General features: G+C 64.6%; 20 protein-coding genes. 13 read left to right on the forward strand and 7 right to left on the reverse strand.

Annotated elements, in window-relative coordinates:
* Nucleotides 1-128: 128 nt before the first annotated feature.
* The 4 genes from AC1KVG_RS19115 (at nucleotide 129) to AC1KVG_RS19130 (ending at nucleotide 4,374) form a co-directional block, all read left to right on the forward strand.
* The gene (locus tag AC1KVG_RS19115) at nucleotides 129-1,424 is read left to right on the forward strand and encodes a sensor histidine kinase (protein ID WP_481095426.1); all 1,296 of its coding nucleotides are present in this window, start codon (nucleotides 129-131) and stop codon (nucleotides 1,422-1,424) included.
* Complete coding sequence (locus AC1KVG_RS19120) at nucleotides 1,421-2,197, forward strand: LytR/AlgR family response regulator transcription factor (RefSeq protein WP_481095427.1); 777 nt, start codon at nucleotides 1,421-1,423, stop codon at nucleotides 2,195-2,197. Before AC1KVG_RS19115 ends, AC1KVG_RS19120 begins: the two co-directional genes overlap by 4 nt.
* 103 nt (nucleotides 2,198-2,300) lie before the next feature.
* Nucleotides 2,301-2,672, forward strand: a complete 372-nt coding sequence (locus AC1KVG_RS19125) for a hypothetical protein (RefSeq protein WP_481095428.1) — start codon at nucleotides 2,301-2,303, stop codon at nucleotides 2,670-2,672.
* Nucleotides 2,673-2,778: 106 nt separating this feature from the next.
* Nucleotides 2,779-4,374, forward strand: a complete 1,596-nt coding sequence (locus AC1KVG_RS19130; RefSeq protein WP_104552020.1) for an APC family permease — start codon at nucleotides 2,779-2,781, stop codon at nucleotides 4,372-4,374.
* Nucleotides 4,375-4,673: 299 nt separating this feature from the next.
* On the opposite strand, the gene AC1KVG_RS19135 is transcribed toward AC1KVG_RS19130, so the two are convergent.
* Nucleotides 4,674-5,366, reverse strand: a complete 693-nt coding sequence (locus AC1KVG_RS19135) for a hypothetical protein (protein ID WP_176340294.1) — start codon at nucleotides 5,364-5,366, stop codon at nucleotides 4,674-4,676.
* Between the two features lie 312 nt (nucleotides 5,367-5,678).
* Here AC1KVG_RS19135 and AC1KVG_RS19140 point away from each other — a divergent pair, with 312 nt between their 5' ends.
* Nucleotides 5,679-6,608, forward strand: a complete 930-nt coding sequence (locus tag AC1KVG_RS19140; RefSeq protein WP_481095429.1) for an oxygenase MpaB family protein — start codon at nucleotides 5,679-5,681, stop codon at nucleotides 6,606-6,608.
* A gap of 286 nt (nucleotides 6,609-6,894) precedes the next feature.
* Here the strand turns inward: AC1KVG_RS19140 and AC1KVG_RS19145 are convergent, their stop codons facing one another.
* The 5 genes from AC1KVG_RS19145 to AC1KVG_RS19165 form a co-directional block, all read right to left on the reverse strand.
* Nucleotides 6,895-8,964 (reverse strand): M13 family metallopeptidase, encoded by a 2,070-nt coding sequence (locus tag AC1KVG_RS19145; protein WP_481095439.1) that lies wholly within the window; start codon nucleotides 8,962-8,964, stop codon nucleotides 6,895-6,897.
* 147 nt (nucleotides 8,965-9,111) lie between these two features.
* Nucleotides 9,112-9,807, reverse strand: a complete 696-nt coding sequence (locus AC1KVG_RS19150; RefSeq protein ID WP_023905307.1) for a glycosyltransferase — start codon at nucleotides 9,805-9,807, stop codon at nucleotides 9,112-9,114.
* 114 nt (nucleotides 9,808-9,921) lie between these two features.
* On the reverse strand, nucleotides 9,922-10,917 hold the full coding sequence (locus AC1KVG_RS19155) for an aldo/keto reductase (protein WP_023905306.1): 996 nt from the start codon (nucleotides 10,915-10,917) through the stop codon (nucleotides 9,922-9,924).
* Between the two features lie 224 nt (nucleotides 10,918-11,141).
* A complete protein-coding gene (locus AC1KVG_RS19160) occupies nucleotides 11,142-11,711 on the reverse strand; it encodes a flavodoxin family protein (RefSeq protein ID WP_481095430.1) in 570 nt (189 codons plus the stop codon).
* Between the two features lie 54 nt (nucleotides 11,712-11,765).
* The gene (locus AC1KVG_RS19165; protein WP_481095431.1) at nucleotides 11,766-12,701 is read right to left on the reverse strand and encodes a LysR family transcriptional regulator; all 936 of its coding nucleotides are present in this window, start codon (nucleotides 12,699-12,701) and stop codon (nucleotides 11,766-11,768) included.
* A gap of 106 nt (nucleotides 12,702-12,807) precedes the next feature.
* On the opposite strand from AC1KVG_RS19165, the gene AC1KVG_RS19170 reads away from it, so the two are divergent.
* The 4 genes from AC1KVG_RS19170 (at nucleotide 12,808) to AC1KVG_RS19185 (ending at nucleotide 17,571) form a co-directional block, all read left to right on the forward strand.
* Nucleotides 12,808-13,218 (forward strand): DoxX family protein, encoded by a 411-nt coding sequence (locus AC1KVG_RS19170; protein ID WP_481095432.1) that lies wholly within the window; start codon nucleotides 12,808-12,810, stop codon nucleotides 13,216-13,218.
* Nucleotides 13,219-13,250: 32 nt separating this feature from the next.
* Nucleotides 13,251-14,069, forward strand: coding sequence for a DODA-type extradiol aromatic ring-opening family dioxygenase (locus AC1KVG_RS19175; RefSeq protein WP_481095433.1), 819 nt, complete (start codon nucleotides 13,251-13,253; stop codon nucleotides 14,067-14,069).
* Nucleotides 14,070-14,383: 314 nt separating this feature from the next.
* A complete protein-coding gene (locus tag AC1KVG_RS19180; protein ID WP_023905300.1) occupies nucleotides 14,384-15,628 on the forward strand; it encodes a putative DNA modification/repair radical SAM protein in 1,245 nt (414 codons plus the stop codon).
* A gap of 503 nt (nucleotides 15,629-16,131) precedes the next feature.
* Complete coding sequence (locus tag AC1KVG_RS19185; protein ID WP_481095434.1) at nucleotides 16,132-17,571, forward strand: UdgX family uracil-DNA binding protein; 1,440 nt, start codon at nucleotides 16,132-16,134, stop codon at nucleotides 17,569-17,571.
* Between the two features lie 328 nt (nucleotides 17,572-17,899).
* Here AC1KVG_RS19185 and AC1KVG_RS19190 read toward each other — a convergent pair whose 3' ends face one another.
* The gene (locus AC1KVG_RS19190) at nucleotides 17,900-18,457 is read right to left on the reverse strand and encodes a fasciclin domain-containing protein (protein ID WP_023905297.1); all 558 of its coding nucleotides are present in this window, start codon (nucleotides 18,455-18,457) and stop codon (nucleotides 17,900-17,902) included.
* A 398-nt stretch (nucleotides 18,458-18,855) separates the two neighbouring features.
* On the opposite strand from AC1KVG_RS19190, the gene AC1KVG_RS19195 reads away from it, so the two are divergent.
* From AC1KVG_RS19195 to AC1KVG_RS19210, 4 genes are all read left to right on the forward strand, one after another.
* Complete coding sequence (locus tag AC1KVG_RS19195; RefSeq protein ID WP_481095435.1) at nucleotides 18,856-19,524, forward strand: hypothetical protein; 669 nt, start codon at nucleotides 18,856-18,858, stop codon at nucleotides 19,522-19,524.
* A 313-nt stretch (nucleotides 19,525-19,837) separates the two neighbouring features.
* Nucleotides 19,838-21,475, forward strand: a complete 1,638-nt coding sequence (locus tag AC1KVG_RS19200; RefSeq protein WP_043889481.1) for a Na+/H+ antiporter — start codon at nucleotides 19,838-19,840, stop codon at nucleotides 21,473-21,475.
* Nucleotides 21,476-21,775: 300 nt separating this feature from the next.
* Nucleotides 21,776-22,720 (forward strand): ABC transporter ATP-binding protein, encoded by a 945-nt coding sequence (locus AC1KVG_RS19205; RefSeq protein WP_481095436.1) that lies wholly within the window; start codon nucleotides 21,776-21,778, stop codon nucleotides 22,718-22,720.
* Complete coding sequence (locus AC1KVG_RS19210) at nucleotides 22,717-23,478, forward strand: ABC transporter permease (RefSeq protein ID WP_006448574.1); 762 nt, start codon at nucleotides 22,717-22,719, stop codon at nucleotides 23,476-23,478. The genes AC1KVG_RS19205 and AC1KVG_RS19210 overlap by 4 nt, the downstream gene beginning before the upstream one ends.
* Nucleotides 23,479-23,588: the final 110 nt, after the last annotated feature.

A 23,588-nucleotide genomic window follows, 5' to 3' on the forward strand; every position in this document is an offset into this window, starting at 1 on the left:
GGGAAGGCCGGGTTTCGTGCCGCGATCCAGGCAATTGAGGCGCCGCTGGCGGCCATTCGTCGCTTTGGGCTTTCGACTGCGCGCTTGCCGGCTATGCTCGCCGCGTCCCAACCCAACGAGTCGCCCCCGTGTCTGCCAGCGTCTTTCTGATCGTGCGTATCGTGTTCGCCTGGGCTGCCGCGTTGGTGGTGGCCGGGATCATGTGGGCGCAGCTGTTCGGTTCCACCGGCGCGTTCTTCGGGCTGATCTGCGTGGTGCTACTGACGCTGGCCTTGATGAGTGCGGTCACGCATGTGCGGCGGGTGCGGCTGATCGCCGGTCGTCTGGATCACGACACCTTGTCCACCCGCCAACGGCGCCAGATCGAAGTGCCACTGGACGTGCAGGCCAGCTTCGCCGTCGTCGAAGAAGCGGTGCGCGCACTGCCGCGCGTGCAGGACATCGAATGCGCACCGGGCAGCCTGCTGATCCGCGCCAAGGTGCGCCGTATCGATCCCTATGAAGGACGTCAGCCCTCGCGCTGGAACCTGTTCGCGCGCTTTGCGATCAAGCGCAATCAGGTGCTGGTGACGATCACGCCGGGGCAGGGCACCAGCAGCGTCACCGTGTTGTGCGAGCCCGATGCCGGTGCCTGGGTGGATTTGTTCGCAGTGGACGAGGGCAGCAATTTCGAGAACGCCGAGGCGATCAATCGTGCGGTGGTACGCCGGGTTGGCGAGCAGCGTCGCGACGAGCAGGCCGCGGCCGAGCAATCGGTGATGGAGAAGGAACTGGCCGTGGCACGGCTGAATCTGCTGCACGCCCAGGTCGAGCCGCACTTTCTCTACAACACGCTGGCCAGCGCGCAGGTGCTGGCCCGCACCGACCCGCCGCGCGCCGAGATCATGATCGGGCATCTGATCCAGTACCTGCGCAGCTCGTTGCCCAGTGCCGATGGTGCCATCTCCAGCCTGGGCGAAGAACTCGAACGTACCCAGGCCTATCTGGAAATCCTGCGCATCCGCATGGGCACGCGGCTGGCCTTGCAGGTGGAAGTGCCGTACGAGCTGCGCGCGCTGCAGCTGCCCTCGATGATGTTGCAGACGCTGGTGGAAAACGCGATCAAGCACGGCCTGGAACCCAAGCCCGGCGGCGGCACGGTGTGGATCCTGGCGCGTCGCATCGACGACCATGCCACGCTCACCGTGGCCGACGATGGCCAGGGCTTCAACACCCACAGTCAGGGCACCGGCATCGGTTTGAAGAACCTGCGCGAGCGGCTGCAGCTGATCTACGCCGGCAAGGCCAGCTTTGCCATCGTCTCCAACTTCCCCAGCGGGGTGGCCGCCACGATCACCTTGCCGCTGCCCGCGCATATCGCAGCGGTGAGCATGCCGCCGCCATTGCCCAACCCGCAGACACACACCACGCAGGTGCAGGCATGAGTGCGTTACGTGCGGTGATCGCCGAAGACGAGGCATTGCTGCGGCAATCGTTGCTGCAGTTGCTGGCGCAGGTGTGCCCGCAACTGCAGATCGTGGGCGAATGCGAGGACGGCGCCAGCGCGCTGGAAACCATCGCCGCGCAACAACCCGATGTGGTGTTTCTGGATATCCGCATGCCCGGGCTCACCGGCATCGAAGTGGCGCGTGCGATGCGCGAGAGCAGCCCGCACACCCAGGTGGTCTTCGTCACCGCCTACGATCAGTACGCCATCGATGCGTTTGAACACGGCGCGGTGGATTACCTGCTCAAGCCGATCGCCCGCGAGCGCCTGCAGGCCACCTGGCAGCGCGTGCAACAGCGTGCCGCCGCCGGCCAGCCGGATGGCAGCGTGCTGGAGGCCCTATTGCAGCGCCTGTCCGCACGCCCGGCTGCGCCCAGCGCGCAACCGCCGCTGGCCTGGCTCACCGCCAGCAGCGGCCGCGAGACGCGCTTGATCGCGCTGGAAGAAGTGGCGTATTTCCAGGCCGATCAGAAATACACCACGGTGATGACCGCCGCCGGCGAAGCGATCCTGCGCACGCCGCTGCGCGAGTTGCTCGACGTGCTGGACCCGCAGGTGTTCAAGCAGATCCACCGTTCCACCATCGTCAACATGAAGGCGGTCGCCTCGGTGGTACGCGACGACACCGGCAAGGGGCGGCTGGCCCTGCGCGGGCGCAGCGAAACGCTCACCGTCAGCCAGCCATTCATGACCCTGTTCCGCGGCATGTAACAGCGGCTGGCAACACGTGGCGAGCGCCCGCCCGACGGTGAGCACAGCAGTTTTTTTGGCCGCTCCAGTTCCCCCCATCGCATCGACTGAAAGGATTGCCGACATGCGCCTGATCGCCTCACTGGTTTACTGCCTGCTCGCTCTGGCCGGCTGCCACGACCGTAACGGCACCACCTCCATCACCCGCGCCACCCGCGATGGCCAGGACGTGATCTTCAGCAAGACCCTGGCCACCGCCACCGAAACCAACGTGCATTGCCTTGCCAGCAGTAGCGGGCACTGCCACTACCTGGTCTATGAAGAACACTGCGCCGCGCGCACGGCCGACGCTGGCTCAGCCGCTCCCGTCTGCGCACGCAAGACCCTGGACAGCTTTGCGTTGGCCGCAGGGCAGGTACGCGCACTGCGCGGCGTCCCGCGTGAGGCGCATACCTGCGTGGATGCCAAGGCACCCAGCGCCGATTGCCACGGCTAGGCAGTTGTCGGATACAAGCCTGAATACGCACTGACGATGAGCGGCCGCTTCTGCGATCATTACAGGCTTGTTGCCGGTTCACGGCGTCCTCACAGCCAGGCTCTTCATGTCCGAACAATCGCTACGCCGCGACGTTGGCCCCTTCGCCCTCATGCTTACCGGCCTGGGCTCGATCATCGGCTCCGGCTGGTTGTTCGGCGCCTGGCGCGCCGCCGGCCTGGCCGGCCCCGGCGCGATCTGGGCCTGGATCCTAGGCGCGGCGATCATCACCACCATCGCACTCTCCTACGCCGAACTAGGCGCCATGTTCCCCGAGTCCGGCGGCATGGTGCGCTACAGCCATTACTCGCACGGCTCGCTGGTGGGCTTCATCGCCGGCTGGGCCAACTGGATCGCGATCGTCTCGGTGATTCCGGTCGAGGCCGAGGCCTCGGTGCAATACATGGCCTCCTGGCCGTGGGCGTGGGCGCAAGGCTTATACGTGCAGGCGCCCGGTGGAGCAGGGGAGTTGTCGGTGCCCGGCCTGCTGATCTCGGCGGTGCTGGTGCTGGTGTATTTCTTCCTGAATTTCTGGAGCGTCAAGCTGTTCGCGCGCTCCAATACCTTGATCACCGTGTTCAAGCTGGTGGTGCCGGCAGCGACCGGCGTGGCCTTGATCGCCAGTGGCTTCCATAGCGAAAACTTCAGCGTCGGCATCCACGGCGACGAACACGTGATCGACCTGGCGGCGGTGCTCACCGCCGTGGCCACCGCCGGCATCGTCTTCAGCTTCAACGGCTTCCAGAGCCCGGTGAACCTGGCCGGCGAGGCGCGCAACCCGGGCCGCAGCATTCCGTTTGCGGTGCTGGGTTCGATCGCGCTGGCCACGGTGGTCTACGTGATCCTGCAGGTGGCCTACATCGGCGCTGTACCGCCGGAGTTGCTGGCCAAGGCCGGCTGGCACGGCATCGACTTCCGCTCGCCGTTCGCCGAGCTGGCCATCATCGTCAACCTGCATTGGCTGGCGATGCTGCTGTACATCGATGCCTTCGTGAGCCCCAGCGGCACCGGCATCACCTACACCGCCACCACCGCGCGCATGGTCTACGGCATGGAAAAGAACGGCACCATGCCGTCGGTGCTGGGCAAGCTGCACCCGGTCTGGGGCGTGCCGCGCATGGCGATGTTCTTCAACCTGGCGGTGTCGTTCGTGTTCCTGTTCTTCTTCCGCGGTTGGGGCACGCTGGCGGCAGTGATCTCTGTGGCGACCATCATTTCCTACCTCACCGGCCCGATCAGCGCGATGGCATTGCGCCGTCATGCGCCCGAGTTGCATCGCCCGCTGCGCATCGCCGCGCTGCCGGTGCTGGCCGGCGTCGCGTTCGTGATGGCCACCGAGTTGCTGTACTGGGCGCGTTGGCCTCTGACCGGTGAGATCATCCTGCTGATGGTCGTGGCGCTGCCGGTGTACTGCTATTACCAGGCCAAGCAGGGCTGGCCGGATCTAGGCCGCAACCTCAAGGGCGCCGCCTGGATGATCTGCTACCTGCCGATGATCGCGCTGCTGTCCTGGGCCGGCAGCAGCGACTTCGGCGGCCACGGCTATCTGAGCTACGGCACCGATCTGGCGGTGGTCGCGGCGGTCGGCGTGGTGTTCTACATCTGGGGTGTGCGCAGCGGTTGGCGCACGCCGTCGGTGGAACGGGCGGTTGCGGAAGCGTAAGAACGGCATCAAACGGCTGCGCTCACCCTCGGTAGGTGCGGCCGGTGCTTGGTAAGGCTTGCATTGCTGGTGTGCTGTAGTTGTTCCGCGACGTTTGCACCAGGTAGGCAACTCTCGGCTACGTAGTGTTGGTCGCTGCAGATGTTGACCAGCATTTGAAGCAGACGTCATCTAAATAGAAACGGCCGGTGCAGCTGCACCGGCCGTTTTTGTTTTGCTTCATGGCGCACGCCATTGTCGTGCGGTGATTCAATGACTGGAAAAACTGATTACGCCACGCGGCTAGTCTCGGCAGGTTTCTACGCGTTGGCCACCAGCCGCGGCGCACCGTCGAAGCGGTCCAGATCGCGCAGCAATTCGGTGTAGCGGCGCAGCCGGCCCATCTCGCGCATGTTGACGATGTCCTCGTGGCGCAGCTCGCGCCTGGAGGTGACTTCCTGCTTGTAGCGCAGCACTTCCGGGTAGCTGCGGGTCATGTCCAGCGCATCGGCGACGCATTCGACCGAATCGGCATCCGGTGTCAGCCGCGCGCGGCTATTGAAGGCGCGCAACCAGCGTTCGAAACCGGCGCTGTGATCGAACAGATCGGCGATGTACCACATGACGAACAGGATCGACGCCCACGAAGTGAAGATGATCACCACGCGGCTGAAGGTCAGGTGGTAGTCGTTCTGCCACAACTGGTGCGTGATCACCCCCAGCAGCACCAGCGAAATGGCCTGCCAGCCGATGATCGAGGCGATTACCCACTGTTTCTTTGCGACGGTGAGCAGGGCGAGCTCCTCGTCGAGCTGCTGGTCGGTCTTTTCGCGCCACTTGGCGACCTGCTCGTCGAAGGAGAGGCGATGGAGTGCGTTGTCCTGCAATAGCAGGCCTAAACCCTGGAACAAAGCGATCATGACAAGCTCCCGACGGATGGCTGGTACGAACGACTTGCTGCACTGGCGGTTGCCAGATGCGCTGGAGCGACCGACCCAACACCACAGGACCATGCGGCGTTTTGTCAGACGGCCTTAGTTCTAGCACTTTCGCCGTGCATGGCAATGCCCGATGCGAACCAATCGCCCTGCATTCCTGCGCACTCGCGCACAAATCGCAGTATTCAGGCGGTTTGCCGCGTTCTGATCCGCAGGGCGGCCACGCTGCGGCGCGTTTCTTGCTGCACTGCACACCTGCGCGCGCGTGGAGACGCATGCTGCAGTAGCCGGCCAGCCCGCACGGACCAGCCCGCCGCAGTGCTGCCGTGAGCGGGAACGCAGCGCAACCACGACATGGCGTTGCAGACGGCTGCGTATCATCGCCGCATGTCTGCCGTCCTGCGTACCCTTACCGCCCCCGCCGCCGAACAGATCCGCCGCTGGGTGCTGGGCGCGTTTCCACGTGGCCAGAGCAGTATCGAATACGACCAGCCGTTGGGCGATCCCGGCATCTTCGGGCCCGACAGCGTCACCTGGCGCGTGCATTCGGAGTTCCCCGGCATGCTGTCCGGCGGGCTGTGCGCGTTGATGCTGCAACTGTTGCACCCGCGCGCGCTGGCCGGGGTCTACGACCATTCCAACTTCCGTGCCGACCTGATCGGGCGGCTGCGCAGAACCACCAATTTCGTTGCCGGCACCACCTACGCACCGCGTGCGGAAGCCGAGCAATTGATCGCCCGCGTGCGCAAGATTCATGCGCATATCCGCGGCCATACCGCCGACGGCGTGGCGTACGAGGCCAACGATCCACAGCTGCTGACCTGGGTGCATGTCACCGAGGCCTACGGCTTTTTGCAGGGCTGCCGGCGCTATTGCCGCGACGTGCCGGTTGCCATCGCCGACCGCTATTACGACGAAGCGCGACGTGTGGCCGAGGCGCTGGGCGCCACCGACGTGCCAGCCAGCGAGGCGCAGGTAGATGCGTATTTCGCCGGCGTGCGCGGTCAGCTGCGCATGGACGCACGCTCGCGTGAGGTACTCGACATTCTCACCAGTATCCAGCTGCCGGTGCCTGCGGCAGGTTTGTCGCGCGGGGTATTTCTCGGCGCCGGCACTGCCTTGCTGCCGGGCTGGGCCAGCGACATGCTTGGCCGCACCACGATGCAACGCATGCAGGCGCGTGCCTCGGCGCGTCTGTTGCGCAGCCTGTCGCCGTTGTTTCGCACTGCGTTACGCCGTGATGGGTTGTCTGCGCGTGCGTGTCGGCGGATGCAGTTGCCGTCGGCGATGTTGTTGCAGTGGCCGGGGGAGGGGTGAGCGGCGGATGGTGGTTTGCTTCGCCGTACTGGCCGCTCCTGGCGCATGGCGTGTTGCCAGAGTGGATAGGGCGCTAGGCAGCCGCACCCTCACCCCAACCCCTCTCCCGGCGGGAGAGGGGCTCGAAGCCCTAAATTCACCACGGTGCCAACGCGCGCAGCGGACTTGGCCCCTCTCCCTCCGGGAGAGGGGTTGGGGTGAGGGTACGTTGAGAGGCAGATGCTCCAGACCTCCTAAAAAAAACCGCTCTACGCCTTACGCAGCAGCAGTCGTCCCTGTCCACCACCTACCAAATCCGCACCCGCTGCTCGGGCGCCAGATACAACTGCTCGCCCTGCTTCACATCGAACGCCGGATACCATGCATCGAGATTGCGCACCGTCTGCGCGCGGAAGCGTCCAGGCGCGTGTACGTCGGTGAGCACCGCGTTGCGTAGCGCTGCGTCGCGGTACTTGCTGCGCCAGGCCTGCGCAAAGCCCAGGAAAAAGCGCTGATCCGGGCTGAAGCCATCGATGGTGTGCGGCTGCTTGCCCTGCAACGACAGTTGATACGCATCGTATGCAGTGGCCAGACCGGCAACATCGGCGATGTTCTCGCCCAGCGTCAGCTTGCCGTTGACCGCCAGGTCGTCGAATGGCCGGTAGGCGCTGAACTGCGCGGCAAGCGCATCGCTGGCGGTCGCAAATTTTTTCAGATCCTGTGGCGTCCACCAGTTGTGCAGCTCGCCATGTTCGTCGAACAGCGCGCCCATGTTGTCGAAACTGTGGCTGATCTCATGGCCGATCACCGCGCCAATCGCGCCGTAGTTCACCGCATCATCGGCGGCCGGGTCGAAGAACGGCGGCTGCAGGAGCGCAGCCGGAAACAGCAGGCGGTTTTCCAGCGGCACATTCAGTGCGTTGACTTCCTGCGGCAGCATGTACCACTCGCGGTGATCCACGGCCTTGCCCAGCTTGGCCAGGTTGCGGCGGTACTCGAATAGTTTGGCGCGCTCCGCATTGCCCAATGCATCGTCGCGGCGCACGTCCAGGCCGCTGTAGTCGCGCCAGGTATCCGGATATCCCACCGCCACCGTCAACCCGGCGATCTTGGCCTTGGCGTGCTGCTTGGTCTCCGGGCTCATCCACGCCAACGCATCGATGCGCTGGCCGAAGGCGGTGACGATGTTCCTGACCATCTCTTCGGTGCGCGCCTTGGTCTGCGCGCTCACGTACTTCTGTACGTAGCGTTTGCCGACCGCCTCGCCCAACGCCGCATTGGTCGCATCGATGGCGCGCTTCCAGCGCTGGCGTTGTTGCGGGGTGCCCTCCAGCGTAGTGCCGTAGAACGCGAAGCGTGCATCCGCGAAGGCCTTGGACAGATACGGCGAGGCGCGATCCAGCTCACGAAAACTCAGATAGTCCTTCCAGGTCTGCAGCGGCTGCGACTGCACCAGCGCCGACAACCCGGCCACCGCCTGCGGCTGCCAGACGATGAAGTCCTGCTGCGATTTCAAGCCCGCCGCCTCGAAGAACAGCGTCCAATCCAGACCCGGTGCGTGACGTGCGAAATCGGCCTGTTTCCACGCATTGGCGCCGGCCGGCACGTTGTTGGTCTGTTCGGCGGTGGCATGCACATGCGCCATCGCGGTTTCCAGCGCCAGGATGCGCTCTGCGCGGGCCGGTGCATCGCTGATGCCGGCCAGATGCAACAGCTTGACGATGTACGCGCGGTAGGCGTCGCGCAGTTGCGGCATGCGCCCGCCATCCAGATAGAAGCTGCGGTCGGGCATGCCCAGGCCGCCCTGCACCAGATACGGCACATAACGCCCGGGGTGATGCAGGTCCTGGGTGATCCACAGCCCGAACAGCCGGTCGGTGTAGAAATTGGTGGAATTGAGCAGGTCCACATCGGCGCGCAATTGGCCGCCCAACGTGCGTGCCAGCGCCTGCTTGTCGTCCAGTTGCGCGATCGCCTCCAGTGCCGGTTGCACCGGGCGCACGCCCTTGGCCTCGATGCCGGCTTCGTCCATATAGGCCGCGTAGTAATCGCCGATCTGCTTGTCTTCGCCAGTGACGCGGTCGTTGGCGGCTGCGCCTTCGATGATGTCGCGGCTGTGCCGCTCGGTCTCGATGGCAATGCCGACAAAGCTGTTGTAACTGGAGCGGTCGTCGGGGATCTGCGTGGTCTTGACCCAGTTGCCGCTGGCATACCCGAAGAAGTCGTTGCCCGGCGCCACGCCGCGATCCATGCCCGCCACATCGAAGCCGAAGTCGCCCAACTTCGGCGTGCTGGGTGCCGGCTTGGTGGTGGCAGAGGACGTGGGCGTGCTGCCATCGCGGTGACACGCGGCAGTGATCAGCAGCACCGCAGACAGCGCAGCGATCAGGACAGGGCGGTGCAAAGGGGCCATGCGGCACAGCTCGAAACCAGAACAGACGGCGCAGTGTAAGTGGCTGCCAGCGCCACGTCCCGGCTTGCGGACGACGACGGACATATGCCCGCATGGGTGGACACGCCCGGTTCAGCGCCGGCGCTGGTACCAGAAGCCGAGCGCATCGCGGGTCTGCAGCATGCGCCGCCCGCGCCAGAGGAAACGCAGCAGCAAGCCGAGGTGTTCGCGCTTGGAAAAGCTGCGCAGCTTGCGGTCGGAGGTATGCACGGTCTGGCGCAGGATCACGAACCGCCCGCAGCGTGCCAGCGCGCGGCTCAACGCCACATCCTCACCGGCGTAGTAACGCGTATCGAAGCCACCCGCGCTGACGAACGCAGCGCGCGTGCAGAACAGAAAGCAGCCGGGCGCGATGCCGCTGACACGAAACAACCAGCCGAAGATCGCCTGTGCGGTGCGCTCGGACCACACGCGCCTGCCCTGCAGGTGCACCTGCGCGCCACCGCCCACGGCACCGGCCTCCAGCGCCGCCAATGCCGCGCCCACCACCTGCGGGTTGATCAGCGTGTCCGCATCCAGAAACAACAACTGCTCGCCACATGCCAATTGCGCGCCGGCATTGCGGGTGGCGGCGATATGCCGCAGTTGCACCTCCAGCACCTGCGCAGCATGCGCACGCGCGATGGCGGCGGTGTCGTCCTCGCAGGCATCGGCCACCACGATGACCTCGTAGTCCAGCTGCATGGTCTGCGCGCAGGCATGCAGGCACTGCAGCGTGTCGCCGATCAGCGCGGCTTCGTCGTGGGCGGGGATTACGAAAGACAGCATCTGGCGCACGGCTCAGGTGAGGGTGCACCAAGTGTGCGAGCCACGCCGATGCAATGGCGTGAGCGCCTGCGGTCGCCACAGCGGTGCGGCCGCAGGCAGGACGCGAAGGCCGGCTCAGCGGTTGACGGTGGCCATCATTGCTTCCGGGTAGCGCGTGCCGGCCGCGGCCTGTGCCGGGAAAATCGCATCGATGCGTGCCAGCTCGTCCGGCATCAGCGCCACATCGAGCGCGCCGATGTTTTCTTCCAGATAGGCCAGACGTTTGGTGCCCGGGATCGGCACCAGATCCTGGCCTTGCGCCAGTACCCAGGCCAGCGCCAGCTGTCCGGGTGTGATGCCCTTGTCGGCAGCGATCGCCTTGACCTGTTCCACCAGCTGCAGGTTGCGAGTGAAGTTGTCGCCCTGGAAACGCGGCGAATGGCGCCGGTAATCGTCGGCGTCGAAGTCGTCCGGCGAGGAGAACGCGCCGGTAAGAAAACCGCGCCCCAGCGGCGAATACGGCACGAAGCCGATCCCGAGCTCGCGCACCGCAGCGAACACGCCGTTGTCTTCCGGCTCGCGCGACCACAGCGAGTATTCGGTCTGTACGGCAGTGATCGGATGCACCGCATGCGCACGCGCAATGGTGTCCGCAGCCGCTTCGGAGAGCCCAAGAAAACGCACCTTGCCCTGTTCGACCAGACGCGCCATCGCACCCACGGTGTCTTCGATCGGCACGTTGGGATCCACGCGGTGCTGGTAATACAGGTCGATATGCTCCACACCCAGGCGGCGCAGGCTGGCTTCGCAGGCCGACTGCACGTACGCCGGGCTGCCATCGATACCGCGCACCGACGGGTCGTTGGCATCGAGCTTGATGCCGAACTTGGTGGCCAGGAACACTTCATGCCGACGCGATGCGATCGCCTTGCCGACCAGGATCTCGTTGGTGTGCGGGCCGTACATGTCGGCGGTGTCGAGCAGGCTGATGCCGTGATCGAGCGCGCGATGGATCACCTTGATCGAGCCGGCCTCGTCGCTGCGATTGCCGTAGAACGCGCTCATGCCCATGCAGCCGAGGCCGAGTGCAGAGACGGTGGGGCCGGAACGGCCAAGCGTGCGGGTTTGCATGGTGGGGGAACTCCGTGCGGTCAAAAGGGCGGGGCCAAGCATGGCGCGGGTGGCGTTAGGGCGATGTGGCTCGATCGGTGAGGCGTCGCGGTTGCGGCCGTTGCAGGCCGTTGCGGCATGGCAACCGCACCGATTGCGCCACGACGCAAAAGCCCGCGCATCCCGGCAGACCGAAGCCTGCCGCCATGCACGGGCCTTTTACGCGGACGCAACTACCTGTCGCTTCAGCCCTTGAGCTTGCCGGCGAATTCGGCAATGCGCTTGCCGAGCAGCCTGGCGGTTTCCAGATCGCCGCTGCGCGGCGCTTCTTCCGGCGAGGCATCGGACGGCGAGATCGCCAGCGCGCCCGCCCAGCCGGCGGTCCAGTTGATGTCCTGCGGGCCGTTGGCCTTGGTGTTGGCCGGCATCAACCCGGTGCCGACCCAGACCTGGCCGTGCTGCTGCGATAGCGTCCAGAAGTACTGGATGGTGGCGTACTTGTCGCCATTGACCGAGGCCGAGTTGGTGAAGCCGGCCGCAATCTTGTCCTTCCACGCCTGCGCAAACCACGGCTTGGAACTGGTGTCGGCAAACTTCTTGAACTGCCAGGCCGGCCCGCCCATGTAGGTGGGGCTGCCGTAGATGATGGCATCGGCCGCACCGATCGCCTCCCAGGCGTCGTCGGGCAGGTTGCCGTCCTGGTCGATGCGATACAGCGTGGCCTCGCCGACGCTGGCGGCGCCGGCCTGCACGGCTTCGGCCAGTTTGACGGTGTGGCCGTAGCCGCTGAAATACACGATGGCGATCTTGCTCATGGGCAGTCCTTGAACCGAGGGGATCGGGATTGTGCGCACACGTGGGCCGACAGGTTAATGACCACTGCCGGGACGAACTGTTGCCGGGGCCGCCAGACCAGGCGCGCACTCGCCCATCGTCTCGACCAGGTAATCGATGAAGCTGCGCACCTTCGGCGCCAGATGGCTGCGGCTGGTGTAGACCGCGAAGATGCCGATATCGGCCAGCTCGTACTCGGGAAGAATGCGTACCAGGCGCCCGGCGGCGAGGTGGTCGTCGGCCAGAAAATCCGGCTGCATCGCAATGCCCTGGCCGGCCACCGCCGCCGCGCTCAACACATGCCCGTTGTTGGCGCGAAGCCCGCCGTGGATGCGCACAGTGGTATCCCCATCGGGGCCATGGAAGCGCACCTCGTCGCCATTGGGCGAGTAGTGATAGAGCAGGCATTCGTGGCCGGCCAGATCGGATGGATGCCTGGGCGTGCCCGCGCGTGCCAGATAGGCCGGCGCCGCACACGTGAGCAGCCGCACCTTGCCCAGCTGGCGGGCGATCAGCGTCGGCGCCGGCTGGCGGGTGATGCGGATGGCGACATCGAAGCCTTCTTCCACCATGTCGACCAGGCGGTCGGACAGCGACAGGTCGAGCTCCACCTGCGGGTAGCGCGCGCGAAAGCCCGGCAGCAACGCCGCCAGCCGCTCGATGCCGTAGCTCACCGGCGCGTTGACGCGCAGCACCCCGGCCGGCTCCAGCGCCTGAGCGCCCACGGTGGCCTCCAGGTCGTCCAGATCGGCCAGCAGCTGCAGGCAGCGCTGGTAATACGCGGTGCCGGCGCTGGTCAGGCTGACCCGCCGGGTGGTGCGGTTGAGCAGGCGGGTGCCCAGCCGCTGCTCGAGCGCGGCGACCTGGCGGGTGACGCTGGCGGTGGAGCGGTCCAGCGCATCGGCTGCAGCGCTGAAGCCGCTGCGTTCGGCCACTGCGGTGAACACGCGCATTGCGTCGAGGGTATCCATGCTGGATCCGATTATTGCTTTGATCGCAATAAATTATCCGAATCAAAACTATTTATCAGAAATTTGTAAGCAATAGGCTGTGCAGGTCCTCACCGGAGTCTGTCAAATGTCCACTTCCCTTGCATCCCCGCGTACCGTCGCTTACGGCACGGCCTTGTTGCGCATCAGTCTGGGCGCGCTGTTCCTGGTGCACGGCCTGACCAAGCTGCTGGTGTTCACCCCGGCCGGTACGGCGGCCTATTTCCAGTCGCTCGGCCTGCCCGGCGTGCTGGGTTACCTCACCATCGCGCTGGAACTCGGCCTGGGCCTGTCCTTGCTGTTGGGCATCTACGCGCGCTGGGTGGCGCTGTTGGGCGTGCCGCTGCTGCTGGGCACCATCGTCAGCGTGCATGGCGCCAATGGCTTCGGCTTCTCCAATCCGGGTGGTGGCTGGGAATATCCGGCGCTATGGGCGGTGTTGCTGATCGTGCAATCGCTGCTTGGCGATGGCGCCCTGGCCTTGAAGCCGGCGCGCTGAGGCGGTTTGTTTTTCTTTACGAGGAGTTGTCCATGACCCGCTTGCCTTCCCTGTACATCTCGCATGGATCGCCAATGACTGCGCTGCAGCCGGGGCAGGTCGGCGAGCGCCTGGCCGAGCTTGCGCAGACCTTGCCGCGGCCACGCGCGATTGTGGTTGCGTCCGCGCATTGGCTTGGCCGTCGCCCGCTGGTCAGTGGCGCGGCGCGGCCGGCCACCATCCACGACTTCGGCGGGTTTCCTGCGCCGCTGTACGAGCTGGAGTATCCCGCGCCTGGCGAGCCGGCGTTGGCGCAACAGATCCTGCGTCGGCTGGAGCAGGCCGGCCTGCATCCGCACCTGGACCCGCAGCGCGGCTTCGATCATGGCGTGTGGGTGCCGCTGCGCCTGCTGTATCCGGCTGCCGAGATTCCGGTGGTGTCGGTGTCGATCCAGCCAGAGCTCGGCCCGGCCCACCAGTTCGCGGTGGGCCGCGCGCTGGCACCGTTGCGCGATGAAGGTGTGCTGGTGATCGGCTCGGGCAGCATCACCCACAACCTGCACGACGCGCGCCAGGGCTACAGTGCCGAGCGCGAGGCGCCGTACGTGCGGCCCTTCATCGAATGGACCGAACGCAAGTTGGTCGAAAACGACATCGCCGCGCTATTGGACTATCGCCGCCAGGCACCGCAGGCCGCGCGCGCGCATCCCACTGACGAGCACCTGTTGCCGCTGTATGTGGCGATGGGCGCGGCGGGCGACGACCGGCTTGGCGCGCAGCGCATCGATGCGGGTATCGATGCCGGCCTTCTGGCCATGGATATCTACCGGTTCGATGGGGATCGCGCGCTTGCGGATCCGGTTGCCGCATGAGTCCACCGTGCTTGCAGCACGCAGGCATTGTGGCCGACACGTAAAGTGCCGGCAGCATGCCGATACCGTTGCCATCAGGCATGTGCCGGTGACACGCTGGCACCATAGGCATCACGCATGGCTCAGACGGCGCGCCGCGCCGCAGCAATGACGTATGGCGGCGGACTGGGCACCACCGCCATCACGTATGGCGATTGGAGCCAGCCAGCCGCACAACGCCAAGGCATGGCGCCCGCACCACAGCGCTCTGAAGCATTCACGATGCGTGCGGGGCAGTCTCACAGGCTGAGACGCCATCGCTGCATGCTGCTTGGGTGAAAATCCTCGACAAGCTCGCCGTCCTCGCCGACGCCGCCAAATACGACGCCTCCTGCGCCTCCAGTGGCGCCAACAAGCGCAATTCGCTCGGCACCGGCGGCATCGGCAGCACCGAGGGCATGGGCATCTGCCACTCATACACGCCCGATGGCCGCTGCGTCTCGCTGCTGAAGATTTTGCTGACCAACTTCTGCATCTTCGATTGCGCGTACTGCGTCAATCGGGTGTCCAGCAACGTGCGCCGCGCGCGCTTCACGCCGGAAGAAGTGGTCACGCTGACGCTGGATTTCTACAAGCGCAATTACATCGAAGGCCTGTTCCTGTCCAGCGGCATCATCCGCAACTCCGACTACACCATGGAGCAGCTGGTGGAAGTGGCGCGGCAGCTGCGCGAGGTGCATCACTTCGCCGGTTACATCCATCTCAAGACCATCCCCGATGCCACGCCGGAATTGCTGGCCGCGGCCGGTCGCTACGCCGACCGCCTGAGCATCAACGTGGAGTTGCCGACCGAGCAGGGCCTGACCTTGCTGGCGCCGGAAAAAAGCGTCGGCGGCATTCGCGCGGCGATGGGTGAACTGCGTTGGCGCATCGAAGAGAATCAGCTCGAGCGCAAGGCCGAAAAAGTGCGCCGCGCCAAGCCGCCGCGCTTCGCCCCGGCCGGGCAAAGCACGCAGATGATCGTCGGTGCCGACGACGCCAACGACCGCAGCATTCTGGACACCAGCCACAATCTCTACGGCAATTACCGGATGCGCCGGGTGTATTACTCGGCGTTCAGCCCGATCCCGGATGCCTCCTCCAAGTTGCCGCTGCAGGCGCCGCCGTTGCAGCGCGAGCATCGGCTGTATCAGGCCGACTGGTTGTTGCGCTTCTACGACTTCAGCGTGGAAGAGATTGCGCCGGCGCAATCCAGCGGCATGCTCGATCTGGATGTGGACCCGAAGCTGGCGTGGGCGTTGCGCAATCCGGAGCGCTTTCCGGTGGATTTGAACGCGGCGCCGCGCGAGATGCTGCTACGGGTACCGGGCCTGGGCACGCGCAATGTGGAGCGCTTGCTGTTGTCGCGCAGGCATGCGCGCTTGCGGGTGGGAGATCTGGCGCGGTTGCGGGTGCCGATGAAGAAGCTGCTGCCGTTTGTGAGTGTGCTGGATCATCATCCGCGCCAGCGCTTGGACGATCCGGTGCGGTTACGCGCGCAGTTGGCGCCGGCACCGCGACAGGCAAGTTTGTTCGATTGACGCCTGTCCCTTCTCCCGTCGGGAGAAGGTGCCCGAAGGGCGGATGAGGGTACGGCCGCACGCATGACTTGGAAGTTCTTGATTGCTTCTACGAATCCCCAATTTCCACCACCGAATTCCTGCGCCAAGAGCTTCCACGCCTTGCGGCGCGGGTTACTTTTGTCTTGGCAAAAGTAACCAAAACCGCTGTCGCCTGACGCGATCCGGTGCGATACAGCCGCACCGGTGCCCTGTGCTCCTCGCCATGCGCGGCACGGCGCCCAAACTCGCTGCGCTCAGACAGGGCGCCTCTTCGGCCACGCATGGCTGCGGTGCTCGGCTCGCTCTAAGGCGACTTGGTGCAGCAAAATCAACGTCGACAAGCGACAAGCGACAAGCGACAAGCGACCAGCATCAGTAGCAGCAAAAGCCGCAAAAGCCCGCGAGAAAATCGCAACAACGCAACGATAGTGCCGCCAGTAGAGCGATGGCGAGATCGAAAATCTTGAGGTCAGGTGTAAGCGATGTTCAGCGCTGAAGTTGAGCCAGGTTGGAGTCTTGATGCATGGCGTGCGCTGGCGCGGGCGGGGTGGTGCGCGCAGGTGGAGCCTGACTCCATTGCGTGGAATGGTGGCGTGCAGGGTGGCTTGTTGATGGGGCAGGGGCTGCTGGACCTGCCGGCGGTGGTTGCCCCCCCGCGTGTGTCGGCAGAGTTTTTGCAGATGGCGGGCTCGGTATTGTGTCATCGCGATCCGCAGCGCTATGCGGTGTTGTATCGGTTGTTGTGGCGGGTGGCGTCCGGCGAGCGGGCGTTGCTGGAGCGGGCGACCGATGTCGATGTGCACCGTGTGGCACAGTGGCAGAAGGCGGTGCAACGCGATACGCACAAGATGAAGGCATTCGTGCGCTTCCGGCGCTTGCCCGGCGAAGAAGAAGACTTTGTGGCGTGGTTCGAGCCCGAACACTGGATCGTGGATCGGGTGGCGCCGTTTTTCGCGCGCCGTTTCGCCGGAATGCGCTGGGCGATTCTGACTCCGTATCGCAGTGTGCGCTGGGATGGCGAGGCGTTGACGTTCGGCGAAGGCGCCGTGCGCACCCAAGTGCCGGCCGACGATGCGCAGGAGACGCTGTGGCGCACCTATTACGCGCACATCTTCAATCCGGCGCGGCTCAATCCCACCATGATGCGGCAGGAAATGCCACAGAAATACTGGAAGAATCTGCCCGAGGCGAGCTTGTTGCCGGAGCTGATCCGCGAGGCGGGTGTGCGCGTGCGCGAGATGGCCGAGCGTGCGCCAGAGCCGGTGCGGCGGCGAGTGCCGGTCGCGCCAGCGCCGGTCCCGGAAGTGGCCACGCAAAGCCTGGCGCAGTTGCGCGTGGCCGCGCGCGATTGCCGGCGTTGCGCGTTGTGGCAACCGGCAACGCAGACGGTGTTTGGCGAAGGGCCGAACGATGCATCGGTGATGGTGATCGGCGAGCAGCCGGGCGACGAAGAGGATCTGAGCGGGCGTCCGTTCGTCGGGCCGGCCGGGCGTTTGTTCAATATGGCGCTGGGCGAGATCGGCATCGATCGCGCCACGGTCTATGTGACCAATGCGGTCAAGCATTTCCGCTTCGAGCAACGCGGTAAACGGCGGCTGCATCGCAACCCGGAACGGGCGCATGTGCAGGCCTGCAGTGGCTGGTTGCATGCAGAGCGCGCACAACTGCGTCCGGCGCAGATCGTGTGCCTGGGCGCGACCGCGGCACAGGCGGTGTTAGGAAGCGGCTTTCGCTTGATGCGCGAACGCGGCCAATGGCAGCGCCTGGACGATGGCACGCCGGTGCTGACTACCGTGCATCCGTCATGGGTGTTGCGTCAGCCAACGACAGCCGCACGCGAAGAAGGCTATCGCGGGTTTGTGGAAGATCTGCGCCAGCTGCTGGACGTACCGATGTCGGCTGGCAGCTCGGCCGCGCCATAAAAAAATACGCGTGCAATGGCACGCGTACGGTGTCGGAGAACCAAGACACCAAGTGGGGCCACTGAGGAACCAGTGACTCCATCACCGCCGCTTCGCGGTTCGGTGGCGTGTACCTGAAACGTGGTTTCAGGTACACGCGGATCGGCCTACAAAAAGCGTTTGTCCACGTCGACATATGCATGGATGCACCGAGGCGGCGCGCGTTCAAAATGTCTCGATAACGCCAGCGCACATGACGGTTGCGCCCCATCGGCGGAATCCCCCTGCATTCCGCCGATGGACTACCTGCGCATGCAATGACAACGACGTGCCTTGCAGCCAGATGCAATTACGGCATCAACACCTTGTCGACCACGTGGATCACGCCATTGCTCTGCACCACATCGGCAATGGTGACGTTGGCGGTGTTGCCCTTGACGTCGGTGATGGTGACCTTCTTGCCATTGAGCTTTGCGGTCAGCGGCTCACCCTGCACGGTGGTCAGCGTGGCGCTGCCGCCGCCGGCCTTGATCTTGGCGATCAGCGAAGCGGCGTCAACCTTGCCCGGCACCACGTGATAGGTCAGCACCTTGGTCAAGGTGGGCTTGGATTCGGGCTTCAACAAGGTGTCGACAGTGCCGGCCGGCAATGCGGCAAATGCGGCGTTGGTCGGGGCAAACACGGTGAACGGGCCCGGGCCCTTCAACGTCTCGACTAGGCCAGCGGCCTTGACTGCCGCGACCAGGGTGGTGTGATCCTTGGAGTTGACCGCGTTGTCGACGATGTCCTTGGTCACCAGCATCGGCGCACCACCCACCATTGGGTTGGACGCCGCGTAGGCAGGAGCCATCGCGCTCGTCAGGGCAATGGCGGTGGCAATGGCAAGCGACTGGAATGAGGTCTTCATGAGGCATCGATCCTTTGGGTAGGCGATCACCTGGATGGCAATCGTATAGCTGGATACGCGGCCGGATGCGGCGCGGATGCATCACGCGTTTTTTACATGGAGATGCTGTGCTGCAATGTCATCGCACATCTGTCGTAGCGACTGCAGATCGGTGGCCTGCGGTTGAGTCTGTTCGAGTCGCGATGGCCACACATGCCGACTAACGGTTTAAACACTCTATGGCGAACCTGTGATGCAAGGGCCGCGCGATCAGTCCGTTATCAAGCCCATCGGGGTCGTAGCCGTCGCACGACCACCCTAATGCTGCACGAATGTTCGCGAATGGCAGAAGCGGCGCCGGACAGTGCAATTACCATTCATACCCTTGCGTGATGATCAGTGCTCAGAGGCTGTAGAACATGAAACCCAAAAAGAGTGAGTTCAATCGATTGGTACTGCCGGCATGGTTGGCGGCAGGCGCGCTGGTGTTATCCGGCACTGCACAGGCAGCAGCTGTCACGCCAACGCCAACGCCAACGCCAACGCATGCGCCGTCAGCGACCGCTGCTGTTCCTGCGAGTGACATCTATCGGCCAGGTCAGAAATGGATCGTGCCGGGCGAGTGGGAATTCGCGGTGGATTCCGCACGCGTGGCCAAGGTGAAAATTCCCAATTACGGCGGTGGCTCCTGGGTTCCTACGCAAGTGATCCTGCTGACCTATAGCTATAAAAATATCGGATTCGACGACAGCGCCAACTATAAGGACGTCAAGGACGTCGGCCCGTCGACGCTGGCGTTTTCGAAAGCGCATATCGACGTGTCCGACGCCAACGATGCGGACAACGGTGGCGCAGGCAATTACCCCGTGCGCATCAAGCTCGTAGGAGACGCTGACGGTCAAAAGCCCGGGCAGCAGATGGTCGGCGCGCAGTGGCCTTACGCCTTCAAGAAGAAGGTCAAGGCGCTCAAGGTGACGGTGAGTCACTACGATTCCAAGCTGAAACTGCATCAAGCGACCTTCCTGGTCCCGGTCGAGGGCACTGGGCCATCGAAGCCGCACGCGAACAAGCACGTTCACCACAGCTGATCCCGTCCAGCCAACCTGCATAGGCAAGCCGCCGGCATGCGTGACGTGGCGAGCGATCACGTTGCCGGCTGCTTTCATCCTCGTCTCGGCCTGTCCATCCGGCAGCGTATCCCACCGTGTCTGATCGACAGACACCCGCCACAGAGCTGCAGCAGCACCCCCTCGTGGCGGTCACCGTGCAGGACCGCGCCCAGGCCCAGGCGGCGCGGTGGTTTCATCGCCGCCTGCAAACCGGTATGTTCCCTTCGGCGCGTTAGTTGTGCGTTGCACGATGCGATGCCGTACGCGCACCGTTTCTTCTTCCGGGTTTTTCATGCATTCGATCGATGTCGTCCTCGCCATGTTGCTGGCGGTCGCGGCCAGCGGTTATCTGATCCGCATCCTGCCGTTCTCGTTGCCTTTGCCGTTGGTCCAGATCGCGCTCGGCGCGGTGGTCTCCGGTGTGTTCGATGCCGGGCACGAGCTGGAACCGGAATTGTTCTTCCTGTTGTTCCTGCCGCCGCTGCTGTTTCTGGATGGCTGGCGCATTCCCAAACAAGGCCTGTTCCGCGACAAGGCGGCCATCCTGGAACTGGCGCTGGGCCTGGTGGTGTTCACCGTGGTCGGCGCGGGCCTGCTGATCCATTGGTTGATCCCGGCGATGCCGCTGGCGGTGGCCTTCGCGCTGGCCGCGATCATCTCGCCGACCGACCCGGTGGCGGTGTCCTCGATCGCCTCCAAGGTGCCGATTCCCAAGCGGCTGATGCACATCCTGGAAGGCGAGTCGTTGCTCAACGATGCCTCCGGTCTGGTGTGCTTCCAGTTTGCAGTGGCTGCGGTGCTGACCGGCAGCTTCTCGATCGCCACCGCTTCGCTGACCTTCCTGTGGGTGGCGCTTGCCGGGCTGGCATTGGGCGTGGCGACCACCTTCGGCCTGAGCCGCATCCAGGCCTGGATCTGGCGCCACTTCGGCGAGGAGCCGGGTTCGGCGATCCTGGTCAACCTGCTCACCCCGTTTGCGGCCTATCTGCTGGCCGAAGCCTTCCATGCTTCGGGCATCCTGGCTGCCGTGGCCGCCGGCGTCACCATGAGCTACGTGGAAATGGCCGGTAATGCGCCGGGCAATATGCGGCTGCAGCGCTCGGCGGTGTGGGACACGGTGCAGTTCACCTTCAACGGCATCATCTTCGTGCTGCTGGGCGAACAGTTGCCGGGCATCCTGGACGGGGCGGTACGCAGCGTGCAGGAAGCCGGGCACCTCAATCCATGGTGGTTGGCGGTGTACGTGGCCACCATCAGCGCCAGCCTGATGGCGTTGCGCTTCGTATGGGTGTTCCTGTCGCTGCGCTGGAACATCTTCAAGGCGCAGTGGCGCGGCGAGCAGCATGTCAGCCCGCCGTGGCGCATCGTGGTGGCGGTCTCGCTGGCCGGCGTGCGTGGTGCGATCACCCTGGCCGGCGTGCTCACGTTGCCGTTGATGCTGGAAGACGGCTCGCCGTTCCCGGCCCGCCAGTTGGCGATTTTCCTGGCCGCCTCGGTGATCCTGGTCTCGTTGCTGGTCGCCAGCGTGGCGTTGCCGCCGCTGCTGCGCGGACTGGAGCTGCCCGAAGAAGAAGACGAGCAGCTCAAGGAAGACCTGGCGGTGAAGGCCGCCTCGCAGGCCGCGCTGGAAGCGGTGGAAAAACTGCGCCAGCGGCTGGTGGATGGCAGCAAGCATGCCGAGCGCTACAACGCGGCGGCCAATCAGGTCAGCCAGCGCTATCAACGCAAGCTCGGCGCGGTGGACATGGCCGAGACCGACCCGGAAGAGGCCGGTGCCTACGAACAGGCACTGCGCCAGTTCCGTCATGCCGCATTGGTGGCCGAGCGCAACGAGTTGTTCAAGCTCGCGCGCCGCCGCGAGATTTCCGACGACCTGTCGCGCCGGCTGGTGCGCAATCTGGATCTGATCGAGTCGCGCAAGCGGGCGTGACGCGCTGGCGCGCGCGGGAATAGAGAATCGGGATTGGGGAATCGCAGGAGCCGCAGCGGTGGTGACGCCCGGGTTGTGTAGGAGCGCGCTTGCGCGCGATGGGGCATTGGCGGGAAAGCCTCATCGCGCGCAAGCGCGCTCCTACATGGAGATGCGCTACAAACAGACGCAGCAGGTGTGCGCGGTCCAGTTCGCTGACGCTCCTTGCTGCTCGTCGGGAGACACCATCCCATCCACACTGCTCCCATCTTCATGGCGCACGGCCTACCCTGTGCGGCTGATCGTTCCAGTGCAGAACACATGACTCCAATCGTTTCCATCCAGGGATTGAGCAAGACCTACGCTGGCGGTTTTCAGGCGCTCAAGCACGTGGATCTTGAAATCCAGCGCGGCGAAATCTTCGCGCTGCTCGGTCCCAACGGCGCCGGCAAGACCACGCTGATCAGCATCATCTGCGGGTTGATCAATCCGAGCACCGGCACCGTGCTGGCCGATGGCCACGACATCGTGCGCGACTACCGCGCCGCGCGTGCCAGCATCGGCCTGGTGCCGCAGGAACTAGCCACCGATGCGTTCGAAAGCGTGTGGGCCACCGTGCGTTTCAGCCGCGGGCTGTTCGGCAAGCCGGCCAATCCGCACTACCTGGAAACGGTGTTGCGCGAGCTCTCGTTGTGGGACAAGCGCAACAACAAGATTTCCACGCTGTCCGGCGGCATGAAGCGGCGCGTGCTGATCGCCAAGGCGCTGGCGCACGAGCCACGCATTCTCTTTTTGGACGAACCTACTGCCGGTGTGGACGTGGAATTGCGCCACGACATGTGGCAGATGGTGCGGCGGCTGCGCGAGCAGGGCACCACGGTGATCCTGACCACCCATTACATCGAAGAAGCCGAAGACATGGCCGACCGGGTCGGGGTGATCAATCGCGGCGAGCTGGTGCTGGTGGAAGACAAGCACACGCTGATGCGCAAGCTCGGCAAGAAGCAGCTCACGCTCAGCCTGCAGGCGCCGCTGCAGGCCATCCCGGCCGCGCTGGGCGATCTGCCGCTGGAACTGTCGGCCGATGGCAACAGCCTGATCTACACCTTCGACACCCAGGCCGAGCAGACCGGCATCGGCGGGCTGCTGCGCCGGCTCAACGAGCAGGGCATCGATTTCAAGGACCTGCATTCCAGCGAGAGTTCGCTGGAAGAGATCTTCGTCAATCTGGTGCACGGTGCACGCCAGCAGGAGGTACGCGCATGAACAGGTATGCGATCGCTGCGATCTACCGCTTCGAAATGGCGCGCGCGTTCCGCACGCTTACCCAGTCGATCGCCTCGCCGGTGTTGTCGACCTCACTGTATTTTGTGGTGTTCGGCGCGGCGATCGGTTCGCGCATGGGCGATATCGACGGCATCAGCTACGGCGCCTTCATCATTCCCGGGCTGGTGATGCTGTCCTTGCTCAACGAGAGCATTTCCAACGCCTCGTTCGGCATCTACATGCCGCGCTGGGCCGGCACCATCTACGAGGTGTTGTCGGCGCCGGTGGCGTGGTGGGAGATCGTGATCGGCTATGTCGGCGCGGCGGCGACCAAGTCGGTGTTGCTGGGCTTGCTGATCCTGCTCACCGCGCGGCTGTTCGTGCCATATGAGATTGCCCACCCAGTGTGGATGCTGGGCTTTCTGGTGCTCACCGCGCTGACCTTCAGCCTGTTCGGTTTCATCATCGGCATCTGGGCCGACGGCTTCGAAAAACTGCAGGTGATTCCGCTGATGGTGGTCACGCCGCTGACCTTCCTGGGCGGCAGTTTCTACTCGATCAACATGCTGCCGCCGCTGTGGCAGAAGGTCACCTTGTTCAATCCGGTGGTCTATCTGATCAGCGGCTTCCGCTGGAGTTTCTACGGCAAGGCCGACGTGCACATCGCGGTGAGCACCGGCATGACCTTCCTGTTCCTGATCGTGTGCCTGGGCGTGGTGGCGGCGATCTTCCGCAGCGGTTATCGGCTCAAGGCGTGAGTGGTGAGTGCAGTGGTGTTGTCGGCCGCATCCTGGTGGATGCCGTCGGAAGTCCAGGTCAAACGCAGAAGTTCAGGTCAAACGCGTCGGAAGTCCAGATCAAACGCTGA

It is taken from the genome of Xanthomonas sp. NCPPB 3959, from assembly GCF_056675575.1.

Excerpts from the sequence above, each read along its gene's own strand:
- AC1KVG_RS19120 (WP_481095427.1), top strand. The coding sequence starts at position 1,421 with ATGAGTGCGTTACGTGCGGTGATCGCCGAAGACGAGGCATTGCTGCGG.
- AC1KVG_RS19125 (WP_481095428.1), top strand. The coding sequence starts at position 2,301 with ATGCGCCTGATCGCCTCACTGGTTTACTGCCTGCTCGCTCTGGCCGGC.
- AC1KVG_RS19130 (WP_104552020.1), top strand. The coding sequence starts at position 2,779 with ATGTCCGAACAATCGCTACGCCGCGACGTTGGCCCCTTCGCCCTCATG.
- AC1KVG_RS19135 (WP_176340294.1), bottom strand. The coding sequence starts at position 5,366 with ATGGTCCTGTGGTGTTGGGTCGGTCGCTCCAGCGCATCTGGCAACCGC.
- AC1KVG_RS19140 (WP_481095429.1), top strand. The coding sequence starts at position 5,679 with ATGTCTGCCGTCCTGCGTACCCTTACCGCCCCCGCCGCCGAACAGATC.
- AC1KVG_RS19150 (WP_023905307.1), bottom strand. The coding sequence starts at position 9,807 with ATGCTGTCTTTCGTAATCCCCGCCCACGACGAAGCCGCGCTGATCGGC.
- AC1KVG_RS19155 (WP_023905306.1), bottom strand. The coding sequence starts at position 10,917 with ATGCAAACCCGCACGCTTGGCCGTTCCGGCCCCACCGTCTCTGCACTC.
- AC1KVG_RS19160 (WP_481095430.1), bottom strand. The coding sequence starts at position 11,711 with ATGAGCAAGATCGCCATCGTGTATTTCAGCGGCTACGGCCACACCGTC.
- AC1KVG_RS19165 (WP_481095431.1), bottom strand. The coding sequence starts at position 12,701 with ATGGATACCCTCGACGCAATGCGCGTGTTCACCGCAGTGGCCGAACGC.
- AC1KVG_RS19170 (WP_481095432.1), top strand. The coding sequence starts at position 12,808 with ATGTCCACTTCCCTTGCATCCCCGCGTACCGTCGCTTACGGCACGGCC.
- AC1KVG_RS19175 (WP_481095433.1), top strand. The coding sequence starts at position 13,251 with ATGACCCGCTTGCCTTCCCTGTACATCTCGCATGGATCGCCAATGACT.
- AC1KVG_RS19185 (WP_481095434.1), top strand. The coding sequence starts at position 16,132 with ATGTTCAGCGCTGAAGTTGAGCCAGGTTGGAGTCTTGATGCATGGCGT.
- AC1KVG_RS19190 (WP_023905297.1), bottom strand. The coding sequence starts at position 18,457 with ATGAAGACCTCATTCCAGTCGCTTGCCATTGCCACCGCCATTGCCCTG.
- AC1KVG_RS19195 (WP_481095435.1), top strand. The coding sequence starts at position 18,856 with ATGAAACCCAAAAAGAGTGAGTTCAATCGATTGGTACTGCCGGCATGG.
- AC1KVG_RS19200 (WP_043889481.1), top strand. The coding sequence starts at position 19,838 with ATGCATTCGATCGATGTCGTCCTCGCCATGTTGCTGGCGGTCGCGGCC.
- AC1KVG_RS19205 (WP_481095436.1), top strand. The coding sequence starts at position 21,776 with ATGACTCCAATCGTTTCCATCCAGGGATTGAGCAAGACCTACGCTGGC.
- AC1KVG_RS19210 (WP_006448574.1), top strand. The coding sequence starts at position 22,717 with ATGAACAGGTATGCGATCGCTGCGATCTACCGCTTCGAAATGGCGCGC.